This is a genomic window from Streptomyces rishiriensis, assembly GCF_030815485.1.
GTDB classification, from domain to species: Bacteria; Actinomycetota; Actinomycetes; order Streptomycetales; family Streptomycetaceae; genus Streptomyces; species Streptomyces rishiriensis_A.
The window spans coordinates 3,553,813-3,578,360 of sequence record NZ_JAUSWV010000002.1 but is presented as its reverse complement, the minus strand read 5'-3'; the positions used below and the strand labels follow the sequence as shown (position 1 = coordinate 3,578,360).

General features: G+C 70.9%; 20 protein-coding genes and 1 riboswitch. Of the genes, 16 read left to right on the top strand and 4 right to left on the bottom strand.

Translation table 11 applies throughout. The annotated features are described in order from the left end of the window. Positions 1 to 169 precede the first annotated feature (169 nt). Entirely contained in the window at positions 170 to 3,703 is a 3,534-nt protein-coding gene (mfd, locus tag QF030_RS18320) for a transcription-repair coupling factor (protein ID WP_307163746.1), read from the top strand. Between the two features lie 55 nt (positions 3,704 to 3,758). Here the strand turns inward: mfd and QF030_RS18315 are convergent, their stop codons facing one another. Further along, the gene (locus QF030_RS18315; protein ID WP_307163745.1) at positions 3,759 to 4,322 is read right to left on the bottom strand and encodes a TetR/AcrR family transcriptional regulator; all 564 of its coding nucleotides are present in this window, start codon (positions 4,320 to 4,322) and stop codon (positions 3,759 to 3,761) included. A gap of 108 nt (positions 4,323 to 4,430) precedes the next feature. Here QF030_RS18315 and QF030_RS18310 point away from each other — a divergent pair, with 108 nt between their 5' ends. Then, a complete protein-coding gene (locus QF030_RS18310) occupies positions 4,431 to 5,363 on the top strand; it encodes an SCO6745 family protein (protein WP_307163744.1) in 933 nt (310 codons plus the stop codon). Between the two features lie 359 nt (positions 5,364 to 5,722). On the opposite strand, the gene QF030_RS18305 is transcribed toward QF030_RS18310, so the two are convergent. Next, positions 5,723 to 5,908, bottom strand: a complete 186-nt coding sequence (locus QF030_RS18305; RefSeq protein WP_307163743.1) for an antitoxin — start codon at positions 5,906 to 5,908, stop codon at positions 5,723 to 5,725. Between the two features lie 188 nt (positions 5,909 to 6,096). Here QF030_RS18305 and QF030_RS18300 point away from each other — a divergent pair, with 188 nt between their 5' ends. Together QF030_RS18300 and QF030_RS18295 are read left to right on the top strand one after the other, a co-directional pair. Continuing rightward, positions 6,097 to 6,855, top strand: coding sequence for an HNH endonuclease family protein (locus tag QF030_RS18300; RefSeq protein WP_307163742.1), 759 nt, complete (start codon positions 6,097 to 6,099; stop codon positions 6,853 to 6,855). A gap of 135 nt (positions 6,856 to 6,990) precedes the next feature. Beyond that, positions 6,991 to 7,134 (top strand): hypothetical protein, encoded by a 144-nt coding sequence (locus QF030_RS18295; RefSeq protein ID WP_307163741.1) that lies wholly within the window; start codon positions 6,991 to 6,993, stop codon positions 7,132 to 7,134. A 78-nt stretch (positions 7,135 to 7,212) separates the two neighbouring features. On the opposite strand, the gene QF030_RS18290 is transcribed toward QF030_RS18295, so the two are convergent. After that, the gene (locus QF030_RS18290; RefSeq protein ID WP_307163740.1) at positions 7,213 to 7,602 is read right to left on the bottom strand and encodes a hypothetical protein; all 390 of its coding nucleotides are present in this window, start codon (positions 7,600 to 7,602) and stop codon (positions 7,213 to 7,215) included. Between the two features lie 280 nt (positions 7,603 to 7,882). Between QF030_RS18290 and QF030_RS18285 the strand changes: the two genes are divergently transcribed. The 12 genes from QF030_RS18285 (at position 7,883) to QF030_RS18230 (ending at position 21,915) form a co-directional block, all read left to right on the top strand. Continuing rightward, positions 7,883 to 8,713: a glycoside hydrolase domain-containing protein gene (locus tag QF030_RS18285; protein WP_307163739.1), complete on the top strand. Its 831-nt coding sequence runs from the start codon at positions 7,883 to 7,885 to the stop codon at positions 8,711 to 8,713. Positions 8,714 to 8,911: 198 nt separating this feature from the next. After that, positions 8,912 to 9,556: a SurA N-terminal domain-containing protein gene (locus QF030_RS18280; protein WP_307163738.1), complete on the top strand. Its 645-nt coding sequence runs from the start codon at positions 8,912 to 8,914 to the stop codon at positions 9,554 to 9,556. A 61-nt stretch (positions 9,557 to 9,617) separates the two neighbouring features. After that, positions 9,618 to 10,640 (top strand): nucleoside triphosphate pyrophosphohydrolase, encoded by a 1,023-nt coding sequence (locus QF030_RS18275; RefSeq protein ID WP_373428778.1) that lies wholly within the window; start codon positions 9,618 to 9,620, stop codon positions 10,638 to 10,640. 199 nt (positions 10,641 to 10,839) lie between these two features. Next, positions 10,840 to 12,198: a cytochrome P450 family protein gene (locus QF030_RS18270; protein WP_307163736.1), complete on the top strand. Its 1,359-nt coding sequence runs from the start codon at positions 10,840 to 10,842 to the stop codon at positions 12,196 to 12,198. Positions 12,199 to 12,388: 190 nt separating this feature from the next. Beyond that, the gene (locus tag QF030_RS18265) at positions 12,389 to 13,420 is read left to right on the top strand and encodes a LysM peptidoglycan-binding domain-containing protein (protein WP_307163735.1); all 1,032 of its coding nucleotides are present in this window, start codon (positions 12,389 to 12,391) and stop codon (positions 13,418 to 13,420) included. 205 nt (positions 13,421 to 13,625) lie between these two features. Next, a riboswitch (cyclic di-AMP (ydaO/yuaA leader) is annotated at positions 13,626 to 13,811 on the top strand. Positions 13,812 to 13,814: 3 nt separating this feature from the next. Further along, complete coding sequence (locus QF030_RS18260; protein ID WP_307163734.1) at positions 13,815 to 14,522, top strand: LysM peptidoglycan-binding domain-containing protein; 708 nt, start codon at positions 13,815 to 13,817, stop codon at positions 14,520 to 14,522. 393 nt (positions 14,523 to 14,915) lie between these two features. Beyond that, positions 14,916 to 16,202: a phosphopyruvate hydratase gene (gene eno, locus QF030_RS18255; RefSeq protein WP_073496092.1), complete on the top strand. Its 1,287-nt coding sequence runs from the start codon at positions 14,916 to 14,918 to the stop codon at positions 16,200 to 16,202. Positions 16,203 to 16,325: 123 nt separating this feature from the next. Beyond that, the gene (locus QF030_RS18250; RefSeq protein ID WP_307163733.1) at positions 16,326 to 16,802 is read left to right on the top strand and encodes an FtsB family cell division protein; all 477 of its coding nucleotides are present in this window, start codon (positions 16,326 to 16,328) and stop codon (positions 16,800 to 16,802) included. 204 nt (positions 16,803 to 17,006) lie between these two features. Next, a complete protein-coding gene (locus QF030_RS18245) occupies positions 17,007 to 17,552 on the top strand; it encodes a DUF501 domain-containing protein (protein ID WP_307163732.1) in 546 nt (181 codons plus the stop codon). Then, on the top strand, positions 17,549 to 18,490 hold the full coding sequence (locus QF030_RS18240; protein WP_307163731.1) for a Ppx/GppA phosphatase family protein: 942 nt from the start codon (positions 17,549 to 17,551) through the stop codon (positions 18,488 to 18,490). Before QF030_RS18245 ends, QF030_RS18240 begins: the two co-directional genes overlap by 4 nt. Positions 18,491 to 18,943: 453 nt before the next feature. Continuing rightward, on the top strand, positions 18,944 to 20,338 hold the full coding sequence (locus QF030_RS18235) for an NAD(P)/FAD-dependent oxidoreductase (RefSeq protein ID WP_307163730.1): 1,395 nt from the start codon (positions 18,944 to 18,946) through the stop codon (positions 20,336 to 20,338). A gap of 287 nt (positions 20,339 to 20,625) precedes the next feature. Continuing rightward, positions 20,626 to 21,915, top strand: coding sequence for an SAM-dependent methyltransferase (locus tag QF030_RS18230; RefSeq protein ID WP_307163729.1), 1,290 nt, complete (start codon positions 20,626 to 20,628; stop codon positions 21,913 to 21,915). A gap of 64 nt (positions 21,916 to 21,979) precedes the next feature. Here QF030_RS18230 and QF030_RS18225 read toward each other — a convergent pair whose 3' ends face one another. Then, positions 21,980 to 24,508, bottom strand: a complete 2,529-nt coding sequence (locus QF030_RS18225) for an ABC transporter permease (protein WP_307163728.1) — start codon at positions 24,506 to 24,508, stop codon at positions 21,980 to 21,982. Positions 24,509 to 24,548: the final 40 nt, after the last annotated feature.

Sequence of the window (24,548 nt, the reverse complement as noted above, 5' to 3'; positions counted from 1 at the left end):
CGCCGCCCCCCGGGTTGTCCACAGCCCCCGGCGAACAACCCCGCCCCGACGTACGCTGGACACCCCCGGCCCGTGACACGCGTCGGGCCCTTCGCGTTGCCCACCCCGGACCCCGGTACGCCCGCCCCCGGACGCACCCCGGCCCCTCGGACGGAAAGCCCAGCCCTCCATGAGCCTGCACGGTCTGCTCGACGCCGTCGTCAAGGACACCGCCCTCTCGGAAGCGATCCCCGCGGCCGCCGACGGCAACCGCATGCACGTCGACCTGGTCGGCCCCCCGGCGGCCCGCCCCTTCGCCATCGCCGCCCTCGCCCGCGAGACCGGCCGCACGGTCCTCGCGGTGACGGCAACCGGGCGCGAGGCCGAGGACCTGGCCGCCGCCCTGCGCTCGCTGCTCCCACCGGACGGCGTCGTGGAGTACCCCTCCTGGGAGACGCTCCCGCACGAGCGCCTCAGCCCGCGCAGCGACACCGTGGGCCGGCGCCTCGCCGTGCTGCGCCGCCTGGCCCACCCGCGCCCCGACGACCCGGAGACCGGTCCCGTCTCGGTCGTCGTGGCACCGGTCCGCTCGGTGCTCCAGCCGCAGGTCAAGGGCCTCGGCGACCTGGAGCCCGTGGCCCTGCGCACCGGCCGTACGGCTGACCTGAACGAGATCGTCGAAGCCCTCGCCGCGGCCGCCTACGCGCGCGTGGAGCTCGTCGAGAAGCGGGGCGAGTTCGCCGTACGTGGCGGCATCCTGGACGTGTTCCCGCCCACCGAGGAACACCCGCTGCGCGTCGAGTTCTGGGGCGACGACGTCGAGGAGATCCGCTACTTCAAGGTCGCCGACCAGCGCTCCCTGGAAGTCGCCGAGCACGGCCTGTGGGCCCCGCCGTGCCGTGAACTGCTGTTGACGGAAGACGTGCGCACGCGTGCGCGTGCCCTCGCCGAGGAGCACCCCGAGCTGGGCGACCTGCTCGGCAGGATCGCCGAGGGCATCGCGGTCGAGGGCATGGAGTCCCTGGCCCCGGTGCTGGTCGACGACATGGAGCTGCTGATCGACGTCCTGCCCAAGGGCGCGATGGCCGTCGTCTGCGACCCGGAGCGGGTACGCACGCGTGCCACCGACCTCGTGGCCACGTCCCAGGAGTTCCTGCACGCCTCCTGGGCGGCCACCGCCGGCGGCGGCGAGGCACCCATCGACGTCGGCGCGGCCTCCCTGTGGTCCATCGCGGACGTCCGTGACCACGCGCGCGAGCTGGACATGATGTGGTGGTCGGTGTCACCGTTCGCGGCCGACGAGGAGCTGGACGCCGGCACGCTGAAGCTCGGCATGCACGCCCCCGAGACCTACCGGGGGGACACCGCGAAGGCGCTGGCCGACACCAAGGGCTGGCTGGCCGACGGCTGGCGGGTCGCCTTCGTCACCGAGGCGCACGGCCCGGCGGCCCGCACGGTCGAGGTGCTCGGCGGTGAGGGCGTGGCGGCCCGCCTGGACGCCGACCTGACCGATCTCGGTCCCTCCGTGGTGCACGTCTCCTGCGGCTCGATCGACTACGGCTTCGTCGATCCGGCGCTGCGCCTCGCCGTGCTCACGGAGACCGACCTGTCGGGCCAGAAGGCGGCCGGCAAGGACGGCGCCCGGATGCCCGCGCGCCGCCGGAAGACCATCGACCCGCTCACCCTGGAGGCGGGCGACTACATCGTCCACGAGCAGCACGGTGTGGGCCGCTACATCGAGATGGCGCAGCGCACGGTCCAGGGCGCCACACGCGAGTACCTGGTCGTGGAGTACGCGCCCGCCAAGCGCGGCCAGCCCGGCGACCGCCTCTACATCCCCACCGACCAGCTGGAGCAGATCACCAAGTACGTCGGCGGTGAGGCGCCCACCCTGCACCGCCTCGGCGGCGCCGACTGGACGAAGACCAAGGCGCGCGCGAAGAAGGCGGTCAAGGAGATCGCCGCCGACCTGATCAAGCTGTACAGCGCGCGGATGGCGGCCCCCGGTCACGCCTTCGGCACGGACACCCCCTGGCAGCGCGAGCTGGAGGACGCCTTCCCCTACGTGGAGACGCCCGACCAGCTCACCACCATCGCCGAAGTCAAGGACGACATGGAGAAGACGGTCCCCATGGACCGCCTGATCTGCGGCGACGTCGGCTACGGCAAGACGGAGATCGCCGTCCGGGCCGCCTTCAAGGCCGTCCAGGACGGCAAGCAGGTCGCCGTGCTCGTGCCCACCACCCTTCTCGTGCAGCAGCACTTCGGCACGTTCAGCGAGCGGTACGCGCAGTTCCCGGTCAACGTCAGGGCGCTGTCCCGCTTCCAGACGGACACGGAGGCGAAGGCCACGCTGGAGGGGCTGCGCGAGGGCGCGGTGGACATCGTCATCGGCACCCACCGCCTGTTCTCCTCCGAGACGAAGTTCAAGGACCTCGGCCTGGTCATCGTCGACGAGGAGCAGCGCTTCGGCGTCGAGCACAAGGAGCAGCTGAAGAAGCTGCGCGCGAACGTGGACGTCCTGACGATGTCGGCGACCCCCATCCCCAGGACCCTGGAGATGGCGGTGACGGGCATCCGCGAGATGTCGACGATCACCACGCCCCCGGAGGAGCGCCACCCGGTGCTCACTTTCGTCGGCCCCTACGAGCAGCGGCAGATCGGCGCCGCCATCCGCCGCGAACTGCTGCGCGAGGGCCAGGTCTTCTACATCCACAACCGGGTCGAGTCGATCGACCGCGCGGCGGCGCGGCTGCGCGAGATCGTGCCCGAGGCGCGCATCGCCACCGCGCACGGCCAGATGTCGGAGACGGCGCTGGAGCAGGTCGTCGTCGACTTCTGGGAGAAGAAGTTCGATGTGCTCGTCTCGACGACGATCGTCGAGTCCGGCATCGACATCTCCAACGCGAACACGCTGATCGTGGAGCGCGGGGACACCTTCGGCCTGTCCCAGCTGCACCAGCTGCGCGGTCGGGTCGGACGAGGGCGCGAACGCGGCTACGCCTACTTCCTCTACCCCCCGGAGAAGCCCCTCACGGAGACCGCCCACGAGCGTCTCGCCACGATCGCCCAGCACACCGAGATGGGCGCGGGCATGTACGTGGCCATGAAGGACCTGGAGATCCGGGGCGCCGGAAACCTGCTCGGCGGCGAACAGTCCGGCCACATCGCGGGCGTCGGCTTCGACCTGTACGTCCGGATGGTCGGCGAGGCGGTCGCGGACTACCGGCGTCAGCTGGAGTCCGGCGGGGTCGAGGAGGAGCCGCCGCTCGAGGTCAGGATCGAGCTGCCCGTCGACGCGCACGTCCCGCACGACTACGCGCCCGGCGAGCGGCTGCGCCTCCAGGCCTACCGGTCCATCGCCTCCGCCAACTCGGAGGAGGACGTCAAGGCGGTCCGCGAGGAACTCGTCGACCGCTACGGCAAGTTGCCGGAACCGGTGGAGAACCTGCTGCTGGTGGCGGGGCTGCGGATGCTGGCACGCGCGTGCGGCGTCGGCGACATCGTGCTCCAGGGCGCCAACATCCGCTTCGCCCCGGTGGAGTTGCGCGAGTCGCAGGAGCTGCGCCTGAAGCGGCTCTACCCCGGGACCGTCATCAAGCCGGCCGCGCACCAGATCCTGGTGCCCCGCCCGAAGACCGCGAAGGTCGGCGGCAAGCCGCTGGTCGGGCGCGAACTGCTGGGCTGGGTGGGTGAGTTGCTGGCGTCGGTGCTGGGCTCGTAGGGCGCGGTCGTTCGCGGGCCACCGGTCGGATCCGTCCGCCGGCGGCCCGCCGCGCTCAGGCCGGGGGCGTCAGCATCATCGGCAGGGCGCGGAGCACCGCCTCCGGGTCCTCGCCGTCCAGGAGGCCGTCGAGGTTGTGGCCGAGCAGCAGCGTGGCGAAGCCGTGGGCGAGGGACCAGACGGCGATACGGGCCAGCCGCGCGTCCGGGCCGTCCCCGGCGGGCGCACCGGTGGTGACGGCGTCGGTCAGGGCGGCGGCGGACAGGGCGCGGGCCGTGGTCAGCTCAAGGTCGTCGGCGCGCAGCAGCTCGGGCGAGAACATCACCTGGAAGTGCGCCGGGTGTTCGCGCGCGAAGCGGACGTAGCGCGCGCCCGCGTCCCGCAGATCCGTCGCCTCCGTGAGCGCCGCGGCCAGCAGTCCGTGTCCTTCCGCGGCGATCGCCGTCAGCAGACCGGTGCGGTCGCGGAAGTGGTGGGCCGGAGCCGCGTGCGAGACACCTGCGCGGCGGGCCAGGTCGCGCAGGCTCAGTCCGGCGGGGCCGTCGGTCGCGATGACGTCGAGGGCGGCGACCAGGACGGCGCGCCGCAGGTCACCGTGGTGGTAGGGGCGGTCGTTCATGGACAGCAGCGTACGCGGCATCTAGACATTGACAAGTTCGCCCCGGGCGGGCAATCTAGTCAGTGACAAGTTGTGGTCGATGTCCGAACGCGACGAGGGGGAGGCGGCATGTCCGACAGTCATGAGCGCCGAGCAGCCGAACAGGCCGGGCGGGGCGAGCGGAGCGGGCGGGGCGAACCGGTCGCGCCGGCTCAGGCGCGCAGGCTCTGGCATCTGCTGGAACCGCTGCACGCGGTGCTGTACTACGCGCCGGAGGCCTTCGAGGAGGCCCGCGCGCTCGGTTATCCGACCGAAGAACGCTGGGAGAGCTACTTCCCGTTCCGTGCCGCCCCGTTGGGCCCGGTGGGCGCCGAGGCGGTGGCCTCCGCCTTCTACAGCTTCCAGCCCGGCATGGTCGCCCGGTACGTCGGGGACGCCTGGAAGGTCGCCGGCCCCGAAGCCGTCCTGGCGGCGAGACTGCGAGGCGTCGACCGGCTGTACCGCACGCTCTTCGGCGACCTGGTGGACAGTCCCGAGCTGGCCGAGGCCGCCGCTCTCGCCCGCCGCGCGGCCGAGGCGGCCGGCACGGCGGGGCGCCCGCTCGCCGCGGCCAACGCCGCGCTGGAGTGGCCGCGCGAGCCCCACCTCCAGCTCTGGCAGGCGGCGACCGTCCTGCGCGAGCACCGTGGTGACGGCCACCTCGCCGCCCTGCTCCTCGCCGACCTCGACCCGGCCGAATCGCTGGTGTCCTTCGCGGCGATAGGCGCCGCGTCCGGCGAGCGCTTCGCGAGCCGCGGCTGGACCCACGAGGAGTGGGCGGCGGCGAGTGAGCGGCTGGCGGCCAGAGGCCTGCTCGAGGCGGACGGCACGGCGACGGACGCGGGCCGTGATCTGCGCCGCCGCGTCGAAGAGGACACCGACCGGATGGCCCTCGGCCCCTGGCAGGCTCTCGGCCCGGAGTTCACGGAACGCCTGGCCGCGCTCCTCGGCGACTACTGGGTCGCGGTACTGGGATCCGGCCTGCTGCCCTCGGAGAACACGCTCGGCATCGGGAAGGTCTGAGTTCCGCGGCCGTCCCGGGGCGACAGGGGTGAAGCCGCCCGCAGCGGATCGCTCCACGCGGGCGGCTCCGGGTGCCGGGTGATGTCGATGGCTCGGCCCCCATCGAGGCTTCGGGCCTGTGAAGCGCGGGCCCACGGGACTTCGTGCCCGTGAGGCTTGGCGTCCATGGAACTTCGTGCCCGTGAGGCTAGCGGCCCATGAAGTTTCGGGACCACGAGGTTCGGGGTCCATGTGGCTTGCGCCATCGAGACTTCGGACCCGTGAGTCTTCGGACCCGTGAGTCTTCGGGCCCATGAGGCTTCGGACCCGGCTGCGGCCGGTCGGTCGGCGGCCGGTCCGGGTCGCTCCGCGGGTTGCGGCTAGGGCTGTTCGGGCCGTTCCTCGTCCATGCCGAGCCGTTCGTGCAACTGCTGCTGCCCGGAGTCGACCTGGGACTCGTACTTGTTGCCCGTCCTCTCGTTCGCCTTCTGCTCCGCGGCGTCGGACATCTTCCTGGCCTTGTCCTGTGCCGTCTTGTTGCTCTTGAACCTGTCGAGGATGCCCATCCAGAGCTCCTTCCGGAGGTGACTCTCCACCGACGATATTCCCGACAAGTACGAGATGCCCACTTGAGTGGGTTGTGGTCTGGACCTCCCGACCGCCTCCGAGCGCCCCCTCGCTACGGTGTGTGCCAGTGCCCGTCAGGGGAAAGCGCCCTGTGCGGGGTGGTGTCGGGCAGGCAGGGGAGGGGCGCGTGAAGCGTCTGAGGGGCGGGGCGGCGGTCGCCGCCGTGCTGATGTGTGCCGTGACGGTGGCCGGATGCAAGGAGCAGGTCACGGGCTCGGACTCCGGTTCCGGTGCGGCCTCCGGTGGTGCGGGAGCGACGGCGGGCGGCGGAGCGGGGAGCGGCGGAGCGGCCCTCGCGGCGGCCGAGGCGCTGACGGTGAAGGGGCGGGCGCCCAAGACCGGCTACGACCGGGAGAAGTTCGGCTCCGCCTGGGCGGACACGGACTCGAACTCCTGCGACACCCGCGACGACATCCTCAAGCGCGATCTGGAGGAGGTGAAGTTCACCAGCGGCGCGTGCAAAGTGTCGTACGGCGTGCTGGAGTCGGACCCGTACTCCGGGAAGGACGTGACGTACCGCCGTGGCAGCAGCAAGGTGGACATCGACCATGTCGTCGCCCTGTCCGACGCCTGGCAGAAGGGCGCCAAGTACTGGGACGCCGGCAAGCGCATAGCTCTCGCCAACGATCCGCTCAACCTGCTGGCCGTCGACGCGAGCACCAACCGCTCCAAGGGGGACGGCGACACGGCGACCTGGCTGCCGCCCAACAAGGCCTACCGGTGCACCTATGTCGCGGCACAGGTCGCCGTGAAGAAGAAGTACGAACTGTGGGTCACCGCGGCGGAGAAGTCCGCGATGGAGAAGGTCCTGGAGACCTGCCCCGCCCAGAAACTCCCCACCGGGGGCAACCCCACGAAGGCGCCGGAGCGTTTCCACGCGGACTGACCGCATCGGTACGGCGGCGGCGGTCTCCACGGCGGCCTCCACGGCGGGCCCGCAGCGGATGCCGGGCCGCCGAGGCATCCGAAGCCGCCCGAAATGCCGTCCCGCCGCCGTGCTCCCCCGCCTACCGTGACCCGTATGGAACTGAAGGTGTCCAGCCTCGCCGACCGTCCCGACATGCTCGGCCCGGTGCGGGACATGCCCGACACCTGGCCGGAGTTCGCGACCCAGGACCCGGTGGGCAACGCGCACTACGGCGTGTGGATGCGGCACCCCCTGTGAGAGGGGCGTGCGATGTCGCCGATGGCGGTGCCAGGGGCGACTTCGCGCGTCGCGCCCGAAGCGCTCGGACCGCGGCGGCTAACGCCCGTAGGGGTAGCCCTGCTGATACGGCTGACTCTGGGAGGCCATGACCGCGCCGTACGCAGGCTGCGCGGCCGGCGGCTTCTTGTCGAACACCGCGGTCAGCAGCAGCACCGTCGCGGTCAGCAGGGTCACCAGGATGGCGATGCCGAAGAAGGCGTCCCCGTCGCCGTCGGGCGTCATCACCGCCCACGGCAGGATCAGGCACTCGTACAGCGCGAACGAGCCGAAGGCCACCCAGTCCGAGGAGAGACCGCGGCGGACCGCCACGTAGAGGAAGGGCACCCAGACCAGAAAGCCCAGCGAGACCCACACCAGGACCACCCAGGCGAGCCGCTGGAACCAGCCGGCCGTCAGTCGTCTCTCCGCGCCCGACGTCGTCGGCATCGTCGGCATTGTCATGTCGCCCCCCAAGTCACCTGGGGCAAGGGTAGGACACGGACAGGCCGCCACAGGGCGTCGCTTCTTTACTGTGACATGAGTGAATCTTGTGGCTCTGGGGGCCTTGTGTTTCCCGATCGGTGAGCTGCCGCGGGTTACCGTGCGTTCCGTTCAGGTGCTGGACGTCGAGCCGAGGCCGTATCGTCGCACCGGATCAGGGGGCTTCGGCCGGACACGACCGCGCGCGGCGACAGCGCCGTACGCGACGACGAACGATGGGGTGGGGATGGCCGAGCACCGGCAGTCCAGGAAGCGCAGATACATCACGTGGGGCGTGGCCGGCGCGGCTGTCCTCGCGGGGGCCGGGGTAGCGGCGCAGACCTCGATGGCGGCCACCACCTGGCCCGCCCAGAAGACGTACACCGGCCGTGCATTCGACGCCTGTACCGCGCCCTCGCTGGCGGCGATGAAGGCATGGAAGACCAACGGGTACTACGGGGGCGCCGCCGTCTACGTCGGTGGCAAGAACCGGGGCTGCGCGCAGCCGAACCTGACCGCCTCCTGGGTGAAGTCGGTCAACGCGGCCGGCTGGAAGCTGATCCCGCTCTACGTCGGCGCCCAGCCGCCCTGCCAGACCGGCTCGAGCCCCGAGAAGATCACCGCCGCCACGGCCACCTCGCTCGGCGCGACGGACGGCGCGGACGCGGTCGCCAAGGCCTCGGCGCTCGGCATGAAGGCCGGCAGCCCGATCTACCTCGACATGGAGGCGTACGACATCACCGACAAGGCGTGCAACGACGCCGTGCTGGCGTACGTGCGCTCCTTCACCAAGACGCTGCGCGCCAAGATCTACCGGGCCGGCTACTACGGCTTCAGCAGCTCCAGCGCCAAGGCCATCGCCACCGCGACGAACAAGACGGACCTGCCGGGCAACCTCTGGTACGCGCTGTGGGACAAGAAGGACACCACGACCGCCGACTGGCCGTGGGCTGCCACCCAGTTCACCAACCACAGTCGCGGCCACCAGTACCTGGTGAACAGCAAGGAGACCCGCGGCGGCTACACGATCACCGTGGACCGCGACACGTGGGACGCCCCGGTCGCCATCGTCGGCTGAAGCGGACCGCCCGCGTGAGGGTGGCGCGCTCGCGGGGCTGAGCCCTCGCACCGAAGAGCGGGCGACGAGCGGGCGCGGCGGTGCCCCAAGTCCTGGTGAATCGTTGGTCGAATGGGTTGGCCCCAGCCGTCACACTGCCTACCATCGATCACCGCAAGACTTTGTGCACCGTCGCACAATCTCCTCGGGAGGTTTCCCTTGCACCGCCGTCGTCGCACCGCGCTCCTGCTGTCCGCCGCGATCGTGGCGGCCCCTCTCCTCACCGCCTGCGGGAACGACGCGCATCCCGGCGCGGCGGCCGTCGTAGGCGGCCAGCGGATCACCGTCGCGCAGCTGGAGAGCCGGGTGAACGAGGTGCGCACGGCCCAGCGGGCCGCGGTCACCGACGACGCCCAGTACGCGCAGGCCGTCGCCCAGACCGGCTCCCTCGCCCGCGACACCCTGCATGGCATGGTCCTCGACAAGGTGCTGCACCGCGCCGCCGAGGACGCGGGCATCACCGTCAGCCGTCGGGAGGTCCAGGAGATGCGGGCCGGCCTGGAGCAGCAGGCGGGCGGTGCGAAGGGTCTGGAGACGGCGTGGCTCCAGCAGTACGGCATTCCGCCGCAGCGTCTCGACGAGAACCTCCGCCTCCAGCTGGAGGCCCAGAAACTCGCCACCGAGCTCGGCACGAACACCAGCCAGCCCGCCTTCTGGAACGCGCTGTCCAAGGCTTCCAAGACGCTCGACGTCGACCTCAACCCGCGCTACGGGAACTGGGACGCGCAGAAGGTCGCCCGCGTCGACGCGAAGACGCCCTGGGTCCGGGAGATCTCGGCGGCCGGGACGCAGCAGACGACGTGATCATGTGATCGTACGATCGGCCGGTCCTCCCTGTGGATAACTCGCGGGGCCGCTGACGGGTGTGGGTTACGTTCGGGGTGTGAACGCCATCAGCTCCGCCGCTGCCCACACCGAGGGCGACGCTCCCGGCCGCGTCGTCCTGCTCACCACCAGCCATCGGGTCGCCCCCGGTCTGCTGTCCTGGCCCGCCTGGCAGGCCCTGCGCACGGCGGACCGGGTGCTGTGCGCGGACGGCGCGCATCCGCAGCTGCCCTATCTGCGGGACGCGGGCATCACGGTCGCCGAGACCTCCCCGACCGCCGAGGAACTGCTCGCCGCCTGCGCCGGCGGCCGCACGGTCGTGGTCGTGGCCACCGGTGAGGGGGAACCCGCCCTCACCGACGGCCTGGCGCGTCTGGCCGGCTCCGGCCGTGTGTCCATGCCCGAGCTGGAACTGCTCCCGGCCTCCTACGACCTCCCCGGCGCCCGGCTCCTCGACCTCGTCCAGGTCATGGACCGGATCCGTGCCGAGTGCCCGTGGTCCTCCCAGCAGACCCACAAGGGCCTGGCGAAGTACGCGGTCGAGGAGTCGTACGAACTGGTCGAGGCGATCGAGGACGGCGACCACGACGAACTCCGCGAGGAGCTGGGCGACGTCCTGCTCCAGGTCGTCTTCCACGCCCGCATCGCCGAGGAGGACGAGGAGTCCCCGTTCTCCGTCGACGATGTCGCGGGCACCATCGTCGCCAAGCTCATCCACCGCCACCCCCATGTCTTCGGCGACGCCACGGCCACCACCCCGGAGGAGGTGAAGGCGCACTGGCTGCGCACGAAGGCGGCGGAGAAGCGGCGGGATTCGGTGACCGACGGCGTCCCCCTCCACCAGCCCGGCCTGGCCCTCGCGGCGAAACTGGTGTCCCGGGCCCGCACGGCACGACTGGAGGTACCGCTGCCGGCGGCCGAGGGCATCGGCTACGAGCTGCTGGCCCTGGCGGCACGAGCCGAAGCGGAGGGTGTCGACCCGGAGGCAGCCCTGCGCGCGGCGGCGCGGGCATACCGGGACGCGATCCGGGGCGCCGAGGGGGTCGAACGGCCAGGACCCTGAGCGCCTGATCCGGTCCGCGGGGACAGGGAGTCGCACGAGCCGGGGCTTGCGAAGCGGGCGCGCGGCGGCCGGGGGCGGTACTGCGCCAACGCCCGCCCACCCGAAGCCGCCGTCCGGTACCGCGACGCCGTCGGTATGGGGTGCCTTCCGCGCGGAGGGCCCTCGTGGAGCGCGTCCGGGAGACCGCTACCGTCACGGAGTGACCGAGCAGCCCGACAGGGACAACCCCGACACGGACAACCCCGACACGAACGACCCGGACAGCACCGCTCCCGAACTCTTCACCTGGGAGTTCGCGACCGACCCCTACCCCGCCTACGCCTGGCTGCGTGAGCACGCGCCCGTGCACCGCACGGTCCTGCCCAGCGGTGTCGAGGCCTGGCTGGTCACCCGGTACGCCGACGCGAAGCAGGCGCTCGCCGACCAGCGGCTCTCCAAGAACCCGGCCCACCATGACGAACCGGCTCACGCCAAGGGCAAAACGGGCATCCCCGGTGAGCGCAAGGCCGAGCTGATGACGCATCTGCTCAACATCGACCCGCCGGACCACACCCGGTTGCGACGGCTCGTCAGCAAGGCCTTCACGCCCCGCCGGGTCGCCGAGTTCGCGCCCCGCGTCCAGGAGCTGACGGATCAGCTCATCGACCGCTTCGCCGCCGACGGCGAGGCCGACCTCATCCACGACTTCGCCTTTCCGCTCCCCATCTACGCGATCTGCGACCTTCTGGGCGTCCCCCGCGAGGACCAGGACGACTTCCGCGACTGGGCGGGGATGATGATCCGGCACGGCGGGGGCCCGAGGGGCGGTGTCGCGCGGTCGGTGAAGAAGATGCGCGGCTACCTGCTGGAGCTCATCCACCGCAAGCGCGCGGAGCTCCCGGCCGATCCGGCTCCGGGTGAGGACCTCATCTCCGGTCTGATCCGTGCCTCGGACCACGGCGAGCACCTCACCGAGAACGAGGCCGCCGCCATGGCCTTCATCCTGTTGTTCGCCGGCTTCGAGACGACCGTCAATCTCATCGGCAACGGCACCTACGCCCTCCTCACCCACCCCGAGCAGCGCGAACGCCTCCAGCGATCGCTCACCGAAGGCGATGACGCCGGTGACGGCGAAGGCGACCGCGGTCTCCTCGAGACCGGCGTCGAGGAACTCCTGCGTTACGACGGTCCCGTGGAACTCGCCACCTGGCGGTTCGCGACCGAGCCGCTGAGCATCGGCGGGCAGGACATCGCGCCGGGCGATCCCGTGCTCGTGGTGCTGGCGGCGGCCGACCGTGACCCGGCTCGCTTCTCGGACCCCGACACCCTCGACCTGTCCCGCCGTGACAACCAGCACCTCGGCTACGGGCACGGCATCCACTACTGCCTGGGAGCCCCGCTGGCCCGGCTGGAGGGCCAGACCGCGCTGGCCACCCTCCTCACCCGCCTGCCCGATCTCCGACTGGGCGTGGATCCGGGCGAGTTGAGGTGGCGCGGCGGGCTCATCATGCGCGGACTGCGGACTTTGCCGGTCCAGTTCACTCCGGTGCATTCCGGATCACAAGGGGACCGCGCCTGACCGGATGTCAGCCGGAGTGTGACCGTTCGACGGAGCAAAGGTGACCAACCCTCAAGTCTGTGATCTTCACGTGATCTGCGCGGCATTAACTTGTGACAAGTGATCGTCTGCCGATACGTTCACTCGTCAGCGCGGAGCATCGGTCCTACCCGCCGCGCCGGTCAGTGCTGTCCAGAGAAAGGCCCTTCGCATGCTCTCCGGGAACGGTCGTCACCGTCGCCCCCGCCAGGCCCCGGCCCTCCTCGTCGCGGCCGGAGTGACGGGCTCCGCCATCGCCATCCCGCTGCTCGCCGCGTCCGGCGCGAGCGCGGCCGACGGCACGGTGTGGGACAAGGTGGCGCAGTGCGAGACCGGCGGCTCGTGGAGCGCCGACGAGGGCGGCGGCGAGTACGGCGGCCTGAGCCTCACCCAGAAGGACTGGGAGGCGTACGGCGGCCTCGACTACGCGGCGAGCCCCGACCTGGCCAGCCGCAGCCAGCAGATCGCCGTGGCGCAGAAGGTGCTCGCGGCCGACGGGATCGGCGCGTGGGGCACCTGCGGGCTGACCTCCGGGCTCACCCAGGCGAACGGTGCGCTGAGCGTGGACACCGGCGTGGCGGACGGCTCGTCCGACTCATCCGGCTCGTCCGACTCATCTGGGTCCTCCGGATTGTCCGACCTGTCCCGGGGGCTGTCCGGATCCTCGGGCTCCTCGGGCTCCTCGGCCGACGACTCCTCCACCGGATCGTCCGACTCGTCCGGCGATTCCGCCAGTTCGCCCTCGGCGTCCGCTTCCTCCCCTTCGTCCTCTTCCTCCGCCGCCGCGGATGACTCCGGCACGTCCGGGGATTCCGGCGGCAGCGGCGACGGCTCCACGGCCGACGCCTCGCCCACGGCGGCCCCGGGAGCGGACGACTCGGACAATTCAGGCCAGACCGAGGGCTCTTGGAGCCTCGTCGACACCGGTTCCCTCGGCTCCGGCAAGCATCGCGGCGCCACCGCGGACGAGGCCGCGACCGAGAGCGCGACCGACTCCGGCGTGGAGGGCACCACCACCGCCTCCGCCGGCCGGCATGCCGCGGCCACCTACGTCGTCCAGGAGGGCGACTCCCTCGCGTCCATCGCCGACTCCCTTGGCCTCGACGGCGGATGGCGCGCCCTCTATGCCGAGAACAGGGACCTCATCGGCGTCGACCCGAGCAACATCGCCGCCGGTCAGACCCTCGACACAGGGGTGGAATAGGGCGCAAAGCCCAAGAAAAACAGCGGGAGTTCACGTCACGCTTCGCGCCGAATGTCCGGTTTGGTGAAAGTGTGGGATGAGTCTCAGAAGCCCTGATCGTCTTTGAAATTCGGCCGATCGCGTGTCTACGGTCGAGGCCGCTCGGCAACCCGGGCCCCGGCCGTCGCAACGCCGAATCCTGCCAGCGACGCCCCGGGAACAGTCGTCGCGTCAAGCGCCGCAGGCAGGAGCGGGGGACCCAAGGTAAGTGCCGCGCCGGTCGGTTGACCGGAACGGCTGGGGGTGAAGCCACACCTCCCACGGAGCAGCGCTCCGGTGGGCGAGGAGTGGCCGGGCAACTCACACGGCCCGAACCCGACAGCTCACCTCGCAGGCGTCGGTGAGGGGATCCACCATGCTGTTTTCCGCGAAGGGCAAGCACCGCCGTCCGTCCAAGGCCACCCGCGTCGCCGCGCTCGCCGGCGTCACCGGTGTCGCCATCGCCGCCCCGCTGATGGCGGCCGGCAACGCCTCCGCCGCCACCTCCTCCGAGTGGGACGCGGTCGCCCAGTGCGAGTCCGGCGGCAACTGGTCCATCAACACCGGCAACGGTTACTACGGCGGCCTCCAGTTCTCGGCGTCCACCTGGGCCGCGTACGGCGGCACCGCCTACGCCTCCACCGCCGACCAGGCCTCCAAGTCCCAGCAGATAGCCATCGGCGAGAAGGTCCTCGCGGGTCAGGGCAAGGGCGCCTGGCCGGTCTGCGGCACCGGCCTGTCCGGCGCCGCCTACAACGGCTCCGCCGCCGACTCCTCGGGCTCCGGCTCCTCCAGCTCGTCCAGCTCGTCGAACAGCGGCAGCACCAGCAGCCGCTCGACCGAGGAGCAGAGCGCCTCCCGCTCGACCGACCGCCCGGCCGCCTCCAAGACGGTCACCACCCCGACCGGCAAGAAGGTCAAGAAGGGCGACGGTGAGTACAAGGTCGTCAAGGGCGACACCCTCAGCTCCATCGCCGAGAAGCACAAGGTCAAGGGCGGCTGGGCGAAGCTGTTCGAGCTGAACAAGGACATCGTCGTCGACGCCGACCTGATCTACCCGGGCCAGCAGCTGCACCTGAAGTGACACGTCGCCCGAGGTGACCCGGCGCCCGAGGCGCCGCCGCACCCGGAGTGACACCTGGCTGCCAGAGAAGCCACAGCGCCCTCACATCCGAGGTCGGCACACTGAAGACCTCGTGAGGGTCACCCCCCGTCCCCACGGGCTCCCCGCTCCGGTGCGTGTTCCCCCGTACGCACCGGAGCGGGGTTTCTCTTTGCCCGTTCGACACTTCCTGGGGGCCTTTCTCGGCCACCCCCTTTGTTCCGGGCGGAAACAATAGGTACCGTCTGTCTGTCCACGGGACGGTCGGTCGGCTGCCGACGGCCCCGGGGCGGTTAGGCTCTAGTCGCAAGGCTCAGCAAGGGCTCGTCAAGGCCCCTGGGCCCCGCACAACCAGCGTCACATCCCAAGAAGGAGATGCTCGTGCCGTCCATCGACGTCGTCGTAGCCCGGGAAATCCTGGACTCCCGAGGCAACCCCACGGTCGAGGTCGAGGTCGGCCTCGACGACGGCAGCACGGGTCGTGCCGCCGTTCCGTCCGGCGCCTCCACCGGTGCCTTCGAGGCCATCGAGCTGCGCGACGGTGACCCCAACCGCTACCACGGCAAGGGTGTCGAGAAGGCCGTCCTCGCGGTCATCGAGCAGATCGGCCCGGAGCTCGTCGGTTACGACGCCACCGAGCAGCGCCTGATCGACCAGGCCATGTTCGACCTGGACGCCACCGACAACAAGGGCTCGCTCGGCGCCAACGCCATCCTCGGCGTCTCGCTCGCCGTCGCCCACGCCGCCTCCGAGGCCAGCGACCTGCCGCTGTTCCGCTACCTGGGCGGCCCCAACGCGCACCTGCTGCCGGTGCCGATGATGAACATCCTGAACGGCGGTTCGCACGCCGACTCCAACGTGGACATCCAGGAGTTCATGATCGCCCCGATCGGCGCGGAGTCCTTCTCCGAGGCGCTGCGCTGGGGCGCCGAGGTCTACCACACCCTCAAGAAGGTGCTGAAGACCAAGGGCCTGTCCACCGGCCTCGGCGACGAGGGCGGCTTCGCCCCGAACCTGGAGTCCAACCGCGCCGCGCTCGACCTCATCATCGAGGCCATCAAGCAGGCCGGTTACGTGCCCGGCGAGCAGATCGCGCTCGCGCTCGACGTCGCCGCGTCCGAGTTCTACAAGGACGGCAAGTACGAGTTCGAGGGCAAGTCCCGCTCGGCCGCCGAGATGACCGAGTACTACGAGGAGCTCGTCTCCGCGTACCCGCTCGTCTCCATCGAGGACCCGCTGTACGAGGACGACTGGGCCGGCTGGAAGGTCATCACCGACAAGCTGGGCGACAAGGTCCAGATCGTCGGCGACGACCTCTTCGTCACCAACCCCGAGCGCCTGGCCCGCGGCATCGAGGAGGGCTCCGCCAACGCCCTGCTCGTCAAGGTCAACCAGATCGGTTCGCTGACCGAGACCCTGGACGCCGTCGAGATGGCCCAGCGCAACGGCTTCAAGTGCATGATGTCCCACCGCTCCGGCGAGACCGAGGACGTCACCATCGCCGACCTCGCGGTCGCGGTGAACTGCGGTCAGATCAAGACCGGCGCCCCGGCCCGCTCGGACCGCGTCGCCAAGTACAACCAGCTGCTGCGCATCGAGGAGATCCTCGACGACGCCGCGGTGTACGCCGGTCGCAGCGCCTTCCCGCGCTTCAAGGGCTGAGCAAGGGCTGACGCCGTCGACCCGAACCGGGTCAAGGCTCCGCCAGTCGTACGTACGTCCCCGTACCCGGTCCCGTACCGTGTGCGGGGACGTACGCACGTGTGAGACGGGAGGCGGGAAGCAGTGGCCGTGAAGGACCGGGACCGTTTCTCCACCGCGACCAGGATCAAACTGCTCGGCGAGCAGACCGCGGCCCGGGTCTACCGCTCCCAGACCAAGCGCCAGGCCCGCCGCTCCCGGCTCACCGGCCGGGCCGCGCTCCTCGCGCTCGTCCTGTGCACGCTGATCGTCGCCCTGGCCTATCCGATGCGCCAGTACGTCTCGCAGCGCGCCGAGATCGCCGACCTGCAGCGTGAGAAGCAGCAGGCGAGGGAACGCGTCGAGCAGCTGCGCGACCTCAAGGCGCGCTGGCAGGACGACGCCTACGCCGAGCAGCAGATCCGGCAGCGGTTGCACTACGTACTGCCGGGGGAGACCGGATTCGTCGTGATCGACCCGGACGCGGCCAGGCAGTCCCGCACCGATCTCGGGGCGGCCGACCGCCCCTGGTACTCGAACGTCTGGGACGCCGTCGACAAGGCCGACGCCTCCGGCCGGTGAACCGACCGGTCCGCCCACCGCACGCACCGTCAGACCGCGGACTTGCATATCGACCGACCCGGCAGACCGACCCGGTGGACAGACCCGGCAGACCGAGCCGGTAGGCAGAATCAGTAGCCGGAACCAGTAGCCGGCCCAGTCGCCAGAACCAGTAGCCGGAACCGCTAGCCGGAACCGGTCGCCAGAACCGATAGAAAGACAGGCATGGAAACGCCCCCGCCGACCACCCCGCGCACCGAGCCCACCGACGCGGACGTCGAGGCTTTCAAGCAGCAGCTCGGACGGCCGCCGCGCGGCCTGCGCGCGATCGCGCACCGCTGCCCGTGCGGTGAACCGGACGTCGTGGAGACGGCCCCCCGCCTGCCCGACGGCACGCCCTTCCCGACGCTGTACTACCTGACGTGCCCGAAGGCCAACTCGGCCATCGGCACGCTCGAGGCGAACGGCGTGATGAAGGAGATGACGGAGCGGCTCGGGACCGACCCGGAGCTGGCCGCCTCCTACCGCGCCGCGCACGAGGACTACATCCGGCGCCGGGACGAGATCGAGGAGCTGAAGAACTTCCCGAGCGCGGGCGGCATGCCGGACCGTGTGAAGTGCCTGCACGTGCTCGTCGCGCACTCCCTGGCCGCCGGCCCGGGCGTGAACCCCCTCGGTGACGAGGCCCTGGAGATGCTCCCGCAGTGGTGGCGCAAGGGCACCTGCGTGGTGCCGGTCGAGCGGGACGACGTGCAGGCGGCCGCCCGGTGACCCGCGTCGCCGCCGTCGACTGCGGTACGAACTCGATCCGCCTCCTGGTCGCCGACGCCGATCCGGAGACCGGCGAACTGGTCGACCTGGACCGCCGGATGACGATCGTCCGCCTCGGCCAGGGCGTCGACCGCACCGGACGGCTCGCCCCCGAGGCGCTGGAGCGGACCTTCGCGGCCTGCCGGGAGTACGCGGCCGCCATCAAGGAGTACGGCGCGCAGCGGCTGCGCTTCGTCGCCACCTCCGCCTCCCGGGACGCGGAGAACCGGGACGAGTTCGTGCGCGGGGTGCTGGACATCCTCGGCGTCGAGCCCGAGGTCATCACCGGCGACCAGGAGGCCGAGTTCTCCTTCACCGGCGCCACGAAGGAACTCGTGGTCCGCGCCGACCTGGCCAAACCCTTCCTGGTGGTGGACATCGGCGGTGGTTCCACCGAGTTCGTGGTCGGCGACGACCGGGTGCGCGCCGCGCGCTCCGTCGACGTGGGCTGCGTACGGATGACCGAGCGGCACCTGGTCGTGGACGGGAAGGTCACCGACCCGCCCACCGCCGGACAGGTCGCGGCCATATGCGCGGACATCGAGGCCGCGCTCGACCTCGCCGAGCGGACGGTCCCGCTGCGCGAGGCGCACACCCTGGTCGGCCTGGCCGGCTCGGTGACCACGGTCGCGGCGATCGCCCTGGGACTGGAGGCGTACGACTCCACGCGGATCCACCACGCGCGGATCGGTCTCGACCGGGTCAGGAGCATCAGCGACGACCTTCTGCGGGCCACCCACGAGCAGCGCGCGGCGCATCCGGCGATGCACCCGGGCCGGGTGGACGTGATCGCGGCGGGCGCGCTCGTCCTGCTGGCGATCATGGAGCGGATCGGCGCGGAGGAGGTCGTCGTGAGCGAGCACGACATCCTCGACGGCATCGCCTGGTCGATCGCGTGACTCCGCAAGACCCGCTACTTGCACTCTGCTGAGCAGGCAGGATGCGCGGATGAGCAGTCCCGAGGGGCTCTTCGTGGCCCCTCGGACGCGTTCCGGAGGCAGCCCCTCGGGAAAGTTCGTGAAGTTCTTCACAAGGAATTCGGCCCTGTCGGAGGACAGACGTGTCTCCATTGACCCTTCCGGGGGCCCAACACCCGTGTGAACGTGTTCAAAAGAGGCGCGCGCGGACGTATCGCGGAGACCCGGGAAGGGGGTCCCGAATGGCCCTCACGGAGCCCTTCCGGGCCCGGAGAGGCAGCTCACGCGGCATTGACAACGCCATGCCCTACACGCTGGTTCCCGCTTCGCGCCATGACGTGGATCACGCGAGCGGCGGAGGATAGCACACACCCCCGAGAAGCTTGTGAAGGGGCGCACGAGCGACCCCCCTCGAGCGGGTGGATACTCGATGGCATGAGCACCACGGAGCGTCCCAGGATCCTCGTAGTAGGCGGTGGGTACGTAGGCCTGTACGCAGCTCGGCGCATCATGAAGAAGATGCGCTACGGCGAGGCGACCGTCACGGTCGTCGACCCCCGGTCGTACATGACCTACCAGCCCTTCCTCCCCGAAACCGCCGCCGGCAACATCTCCCCGCGCCATGTCGTCGTCCCGTTGCGACGCGTGCTGCCCAAGGCGGAGGTCCTCACCGGCCGGGTCACCACCATCGACCAGGACCGCAAGGTCGCCACGATCGCCCCGCTGGTCGGCGAGGCGTACGAGCTGCCCTTCGACTACCTGGTGATCGCGCTCGGCGCGGTCTCCCGCACCTTCCCGATCCCCGGCCTGGCCGAACAGGGCATCGGAATGAAGGGTGTCGAGGAGGCCATCGGCCTGCGCAACCACGTCCTCGAGCAGCTCGACAAGGCCGACTCCACGACCGACGAGGAGATCCGCCGCAAGGCGCTCACCTTCGTCTTCATCGGCGGCGGTTTCGCCGGTGCGGAGACCATCGGTGAGGTCGAGGACCTGGCCCGGGACGCGGCCAAGTACTACAAGACGGTGTCCCGCGAGGACATGCGCTTCATCCTCGTCGACGCCGCGGACAAGATCCTTCCCGAGGTCGGCCCCAAGCTGGGCCAGTACGGCAAGGAGCACCTCGAGGGCCGCGGTGTGGAGATCTACCTCTCCACCTCGATGGACTCCTGCGTCGACGGTCACGTGGTGCTGAAGAACGGCCTCGAGGTCGACTCCAGCACCATCGTGTGGACGGCCGGCGTCAAGCCCAACCCGGTGCTGGCCCGCTACGGCCTGCCGCTGGGCCCCCGCGGTCACGTCGACACGGCCGCGACCCTCCAGGTCCAGGGCACCGACTACATCTGGGCCGCCGGCGACAACGCCCAGGTCCCGGACGTCGCCGCCCGCAAGGCCGGTGTGGAGAACGCCTGGTGCCCGCCGAACGCGCAGCACGCGCTGCGGCAGGCCAAGGTCCTCGGCGACAACGTGATCTCCGGTATGCGGGGCTTCCCGCAGAAGGAGTACTCGCACTCCAACAAGGGTGCGGTGGCGGGCCTCGGCCTCCACAAGGGCGTCGCGATGATCGTCATGGGCAAGGTGAAGATCAAGCTCAAGGGCCGTCTCGCCTGGTACATGCACCGCGGCTACCACGGCATGGCGATGCCGACGTGGAACCGTAAGATCCGCGTCTTCGCCGACTGGACGCTCGGCATGTTCCTCAAGCGCGAGGTCGTGGCGCTGGGTGCGCTGGAGTCCCCGCGCGAGGAGTTCTACGAGGCCGCGAAGCCGGCTCCGGTCGCCGCGAAGCCGACCGCCGAGAAGGCCGAGAGCGAGAAGGCCAAGGCCTCCTGACCTCCGGTCGCCTGACGTCCGGTCACCTGGCCCCCGGTCGGCTGACCGCGCGTCACCCGACCTGCGGCCTTCGGGCCGCCGGTCACTGAAACACCCCCGAAGGGGCCGTCCGCCATCCGTGGTGCGGACGGCCCCTTCGGCGTTCGCCCGCCCCGCCGCCGGACGACACATGTTGCATACATGTATTTTGCCGAGCCGTGACGGCCGCGCGGGACTGGACGGCGTGCTTTTCCGTGTTTACGTGGTGTCAGGACATTGCGGGATCACCCGTCACGGAGGTGTGCATCATGGCTGACGCCGCGCCGCGGCTCCATGCCCTCGTCGAACAGTTGCTGGGAGCCCCCTTTCCGGTGCGTGTCCGCGCCTGGGACGGTTCGCAGGCGGGCCCGCCCGACGCGCCGGCCCTGGTCGTACGCAATCGCCGGGCCCTGCGCCGGCTCCTCTTCAAGCCGGGCGAACTCGGCCTCGCCCGCGCCTGGGTGGCCGGAGACCTGGAGATCGAGGGGGATCTGTACACCGCTCTCGATCTGCTCGCCGGTCTGATCTGGGAGCGCGGAGAGGACGCCCGCACGCTCGGGCAGGCGCTGCGCGACCCGGACTTCCGTTCGGCGGTGCGCGGCCTGCTGAAACTCGCCGGACCGCCGCTGCCGCCCGCCCCGCCGCGGGAAGAGGTCCGCCGGACCGGCCACCTCCACACCCGCCGCACCGACCGACGCGCCATCAGCCACCACTACGACGTCGGCAACGACTTCTACGCGCTCGTCCTCGGCCCGTCCATGGTCTACTCGTGCGCCTACTGGGAGTCCGCGGACAGCACCCTCGAACGCGCCCAGCACGACAAACTCGAACTCGTCTGCCGCAAGCTGGACCTGAGACCGGGGGCGCGGCTGCTGGACGTCGGCTGCGGCTGGGGCTCCCTCGCCGTCCACGCGGCCCGTGAGCACGGCGCGACCGTCGTCGGGATCACCCTCTCCCAGGAGCAGGCGGCCTTCGCCCGCAAGCGCGTCGCCGACGCCGGGCTCACCGACAAGGTCGAGATCCGCGTCCAGGACTACCGGGACGTCGACGACGGTCCCTTCGACGCGATCTCCTCCATCGGGATGGCGGAACACGTCGGCTCCGCGAAGTACCTGGAGTACGCGCAGGTCCTGTGCGCGCTGCTCCGGCCCGGCGGCCGGCTGCTCAACCACCAGATCGCCCGCCGCCCGCAGCGCGACGAGTCGACGTACGGCGTGGACTCGTTCATCGACGCCTACGTCTTCCCGGACGGCGAACTCGCCCCCGTCGGCACCACGGTGGGCCAGCTCGAACGCGCGGGCCTCGAGGTCCGCGACGTCGAGTCGATCCGCGAGCACTACGCCCTCACGCTGCGCCGCTGGGTCGCCCGTCTGGAGACCGACTGGGACCGGGCGGTCCAGCTCTCCAGCCCCGGCCGCGCGCGGGTCTGGCGGCTCTACATGGCGGCCTCCGCCCTCGCCTTCGAACGCAACCAGATCGGCGTCAACCAGGTCCTGGCCGTCCGGACGCCGGAGTCGGGCGACTCCGGGATGCCGTTGCGCGCCCGCACCTGGAACTGACCGCCGCCCGACGCGCGAGGGGCCCCGTCGCACCGAACGACGGGGCCCCTCGTGCGGGTGCCGGCTACTCGGACTTGATCGCGGTCAGCATGTTCAGGCGCGACGCCCGCCGGGCCGGCCACAGCGCGGCCAGGATGCCCACCCCGGCGGCCAGCACCAGGAAGACGGCCATCCGGGCCCACGGCACGACCAGTTCGTACGTGGCCATGCGGGTGCCGAGCAGCTCACCGGCCGCCCAGCCGAAGAACACGCCCAGGCCGATGCCGAGCACCCCGCCGAAGAGCGAGATCACCAGGGACTCCAGCCGGACCATCCGCTTGACCGAGCGCCGGTCCAGGCCGATGGCCCGCAGCATGCCGATCTCCTGGGAACGCTCGAAGACCGACATCGCGAGGGTGTTGATGACGCCCAGGACCGCGACGATCACGGCCATCGCGAGCAGCCCGTAGAGCATGTTCAGCATCAGCGTGAACATCTTCGCGACCTCGTCGGAGAGGTCCTGCTTGCTCTGGACCTTGATGGCCGGGTTGGAGCCGAGGGCCTTCTCGAGCCGGTCCTTCGTGGCGTCCGAGGCGCCGCCGGAGGTCTTGACCATGACCCGCATGTCGGTCGGGTCCGCCAGATGCGGGGTGAGGGCGGCGTTGTCCAGCAGGATGCCCTCGATCAGCTCGTTGCCCTCGTAGACCCCGGACACCGTCAGCTGCTGCTTCTTGCCGTCCTCGTAGTTCACCGTGAAGGACGAACCGGCCTTCCAGCCGTGCGACTCGGCGGTGGCGTCGTCGACGACGACCTGCCCGCCGCCCACCTCGAAGGAGCCTTGGCCGACCTCCAGGTCGGTCAGGGCGCCGATGGTGGAGCCGGTGACGCCGGTGAGGTACTCGGTCGTGCCGTCGATCCGGCCGGGCGCGTTGCGCATCGGGCTGGTGGCGGTCACTCCGGCGGCGGCCTTCAGCTTCTCGTCGATGTCGGCGGAGAGTTCGTTGCCGTTCGCCATCGACACGACGTAGTCGGCCCTGATCGCGGAGGACGCCATCTTGTCGATGGACTTCTGGAGGCTGCCCGCCATCACCGTCATGCCGGTGATCAGGGTCAGGCCGATCATCAGCGCGGAGGCCGTGGCCGCCGTACGGCGCGGGTTGCGCACCGCGTTCTGCCGGGCCAGCTTGCCGGACACCCCGAAGATCCGCAGGACGGGCGCGGCGGCCGCGATCAGCGGGCGGGACAGCAGCGGGGTCAGGATGAAGACGCCGAGGATGAGCAGGACGGCGCCGAGCCCCATCGGGGCCTGGCCGTCGGAGCCGCTCATCGTCGTCGCGACCAGGACCACGGCGACGCCCGCCGCCGAGAACAGCGCGCCCAGCGTGTTGCGCAGCACCAGCGACTTGGTGCTCGCGGTCGCATGCACGCTGCTCATCGCGGCGACCGGCGGGATCTTCGCGGCCCGGCGGCCGGGCAGCCAGGCGGCCAGCATGGTGATGACGACGCCGACGACGAGCGCGGTGGCGACCGTGCCGCCCGAGACGACGAGCGGGCCGTCGGGGACGGTCGCCCCCAGCGTCCCGAGCAGTGAGCGCAGCCCGGCCCCGATGCCGACGCCGGCGATCAGACCGGTCACCCCGGCGACCGTGCCGACGACGAACGCCTCGATCAGCACCGACCGCGTGACCTGCCGGCGTGAGGCGCCGACCGCCCGCATCAGCGCGAGTTCCTTGGTGCGCTGGGCGACCAGCATGGTGAAGGTGTTGGCGATGATGAAGGTGCCGACGAACAGCGCGATCCCGGCGAAGACCAGCAGGCCCTGCTTCATCCCGCTCATCGACGCGGAGATCATCTCCGCCTGGTCGTCGGCGAGCTGCCTGCCGGTGGTGGTCTCGACCTCGTCCTTCGGCAGGGCGGTGTCCAGCGCGGCCTTCAGCGCGCTCTGCGAGGTCCCGGCGGCGGCCCGCACGTCGATCTCGTCGTAGGTGCCGGGCTTGCCGAAGAGTGTCTGCGCGGTCGCCGTGTCGAACAGGGCGAGGCTGCCGCCGGCCGCGACATTGCCGTCGTCGGTGGTGAAGATGCCGGTGATCCTCGGGGCGAGGACGGGACCGTCGACGGAGATCCGTACGGTGTCGCCGACCCCGTACCCGGCCCGCTCGGCGGTTCGGGAGTCGATGGCGACCTCGCCGGCGCCGCTCGGCGCGCGGCCGGTGGCGAGCGGGTACCGGGCGTCCTTGTCGCCCCAGTAGTTGCCGCCCTGCGACTGGAAGCCGCCGCCGATGAGCTTGCCGTCCTTGTCGGCGATGGCGGTGAAGCCGTTGACGACGCCGATGGCGGACGCGGCGCCCGGCGCCTTCGCGCTCTGCTCCAGCAGCGCCTGGGTCAGCTCGGGCGTCTTGACGATGCGGTCGCCGACGTCGTCCTGGACCTCGGCGGTGACGGCCACGTCGACCTGGTCGAAGCCCTTGGCGGAGCTGTTCTGGAGGGCGCCCGAAAGAGTGTTGGTGAAGACCAGCGTCCCCGACACGAAGGCCACGCCGAGCATCACGGCGAGCACGGTCATCAGGAGCCGGGCCTTGTGCGCGAGTACGTTGCGCAAGGCGGTACGGAACATGGGTTCTTCTCAGTCCTGCTCGGCGACGAGCGGTCGGTCC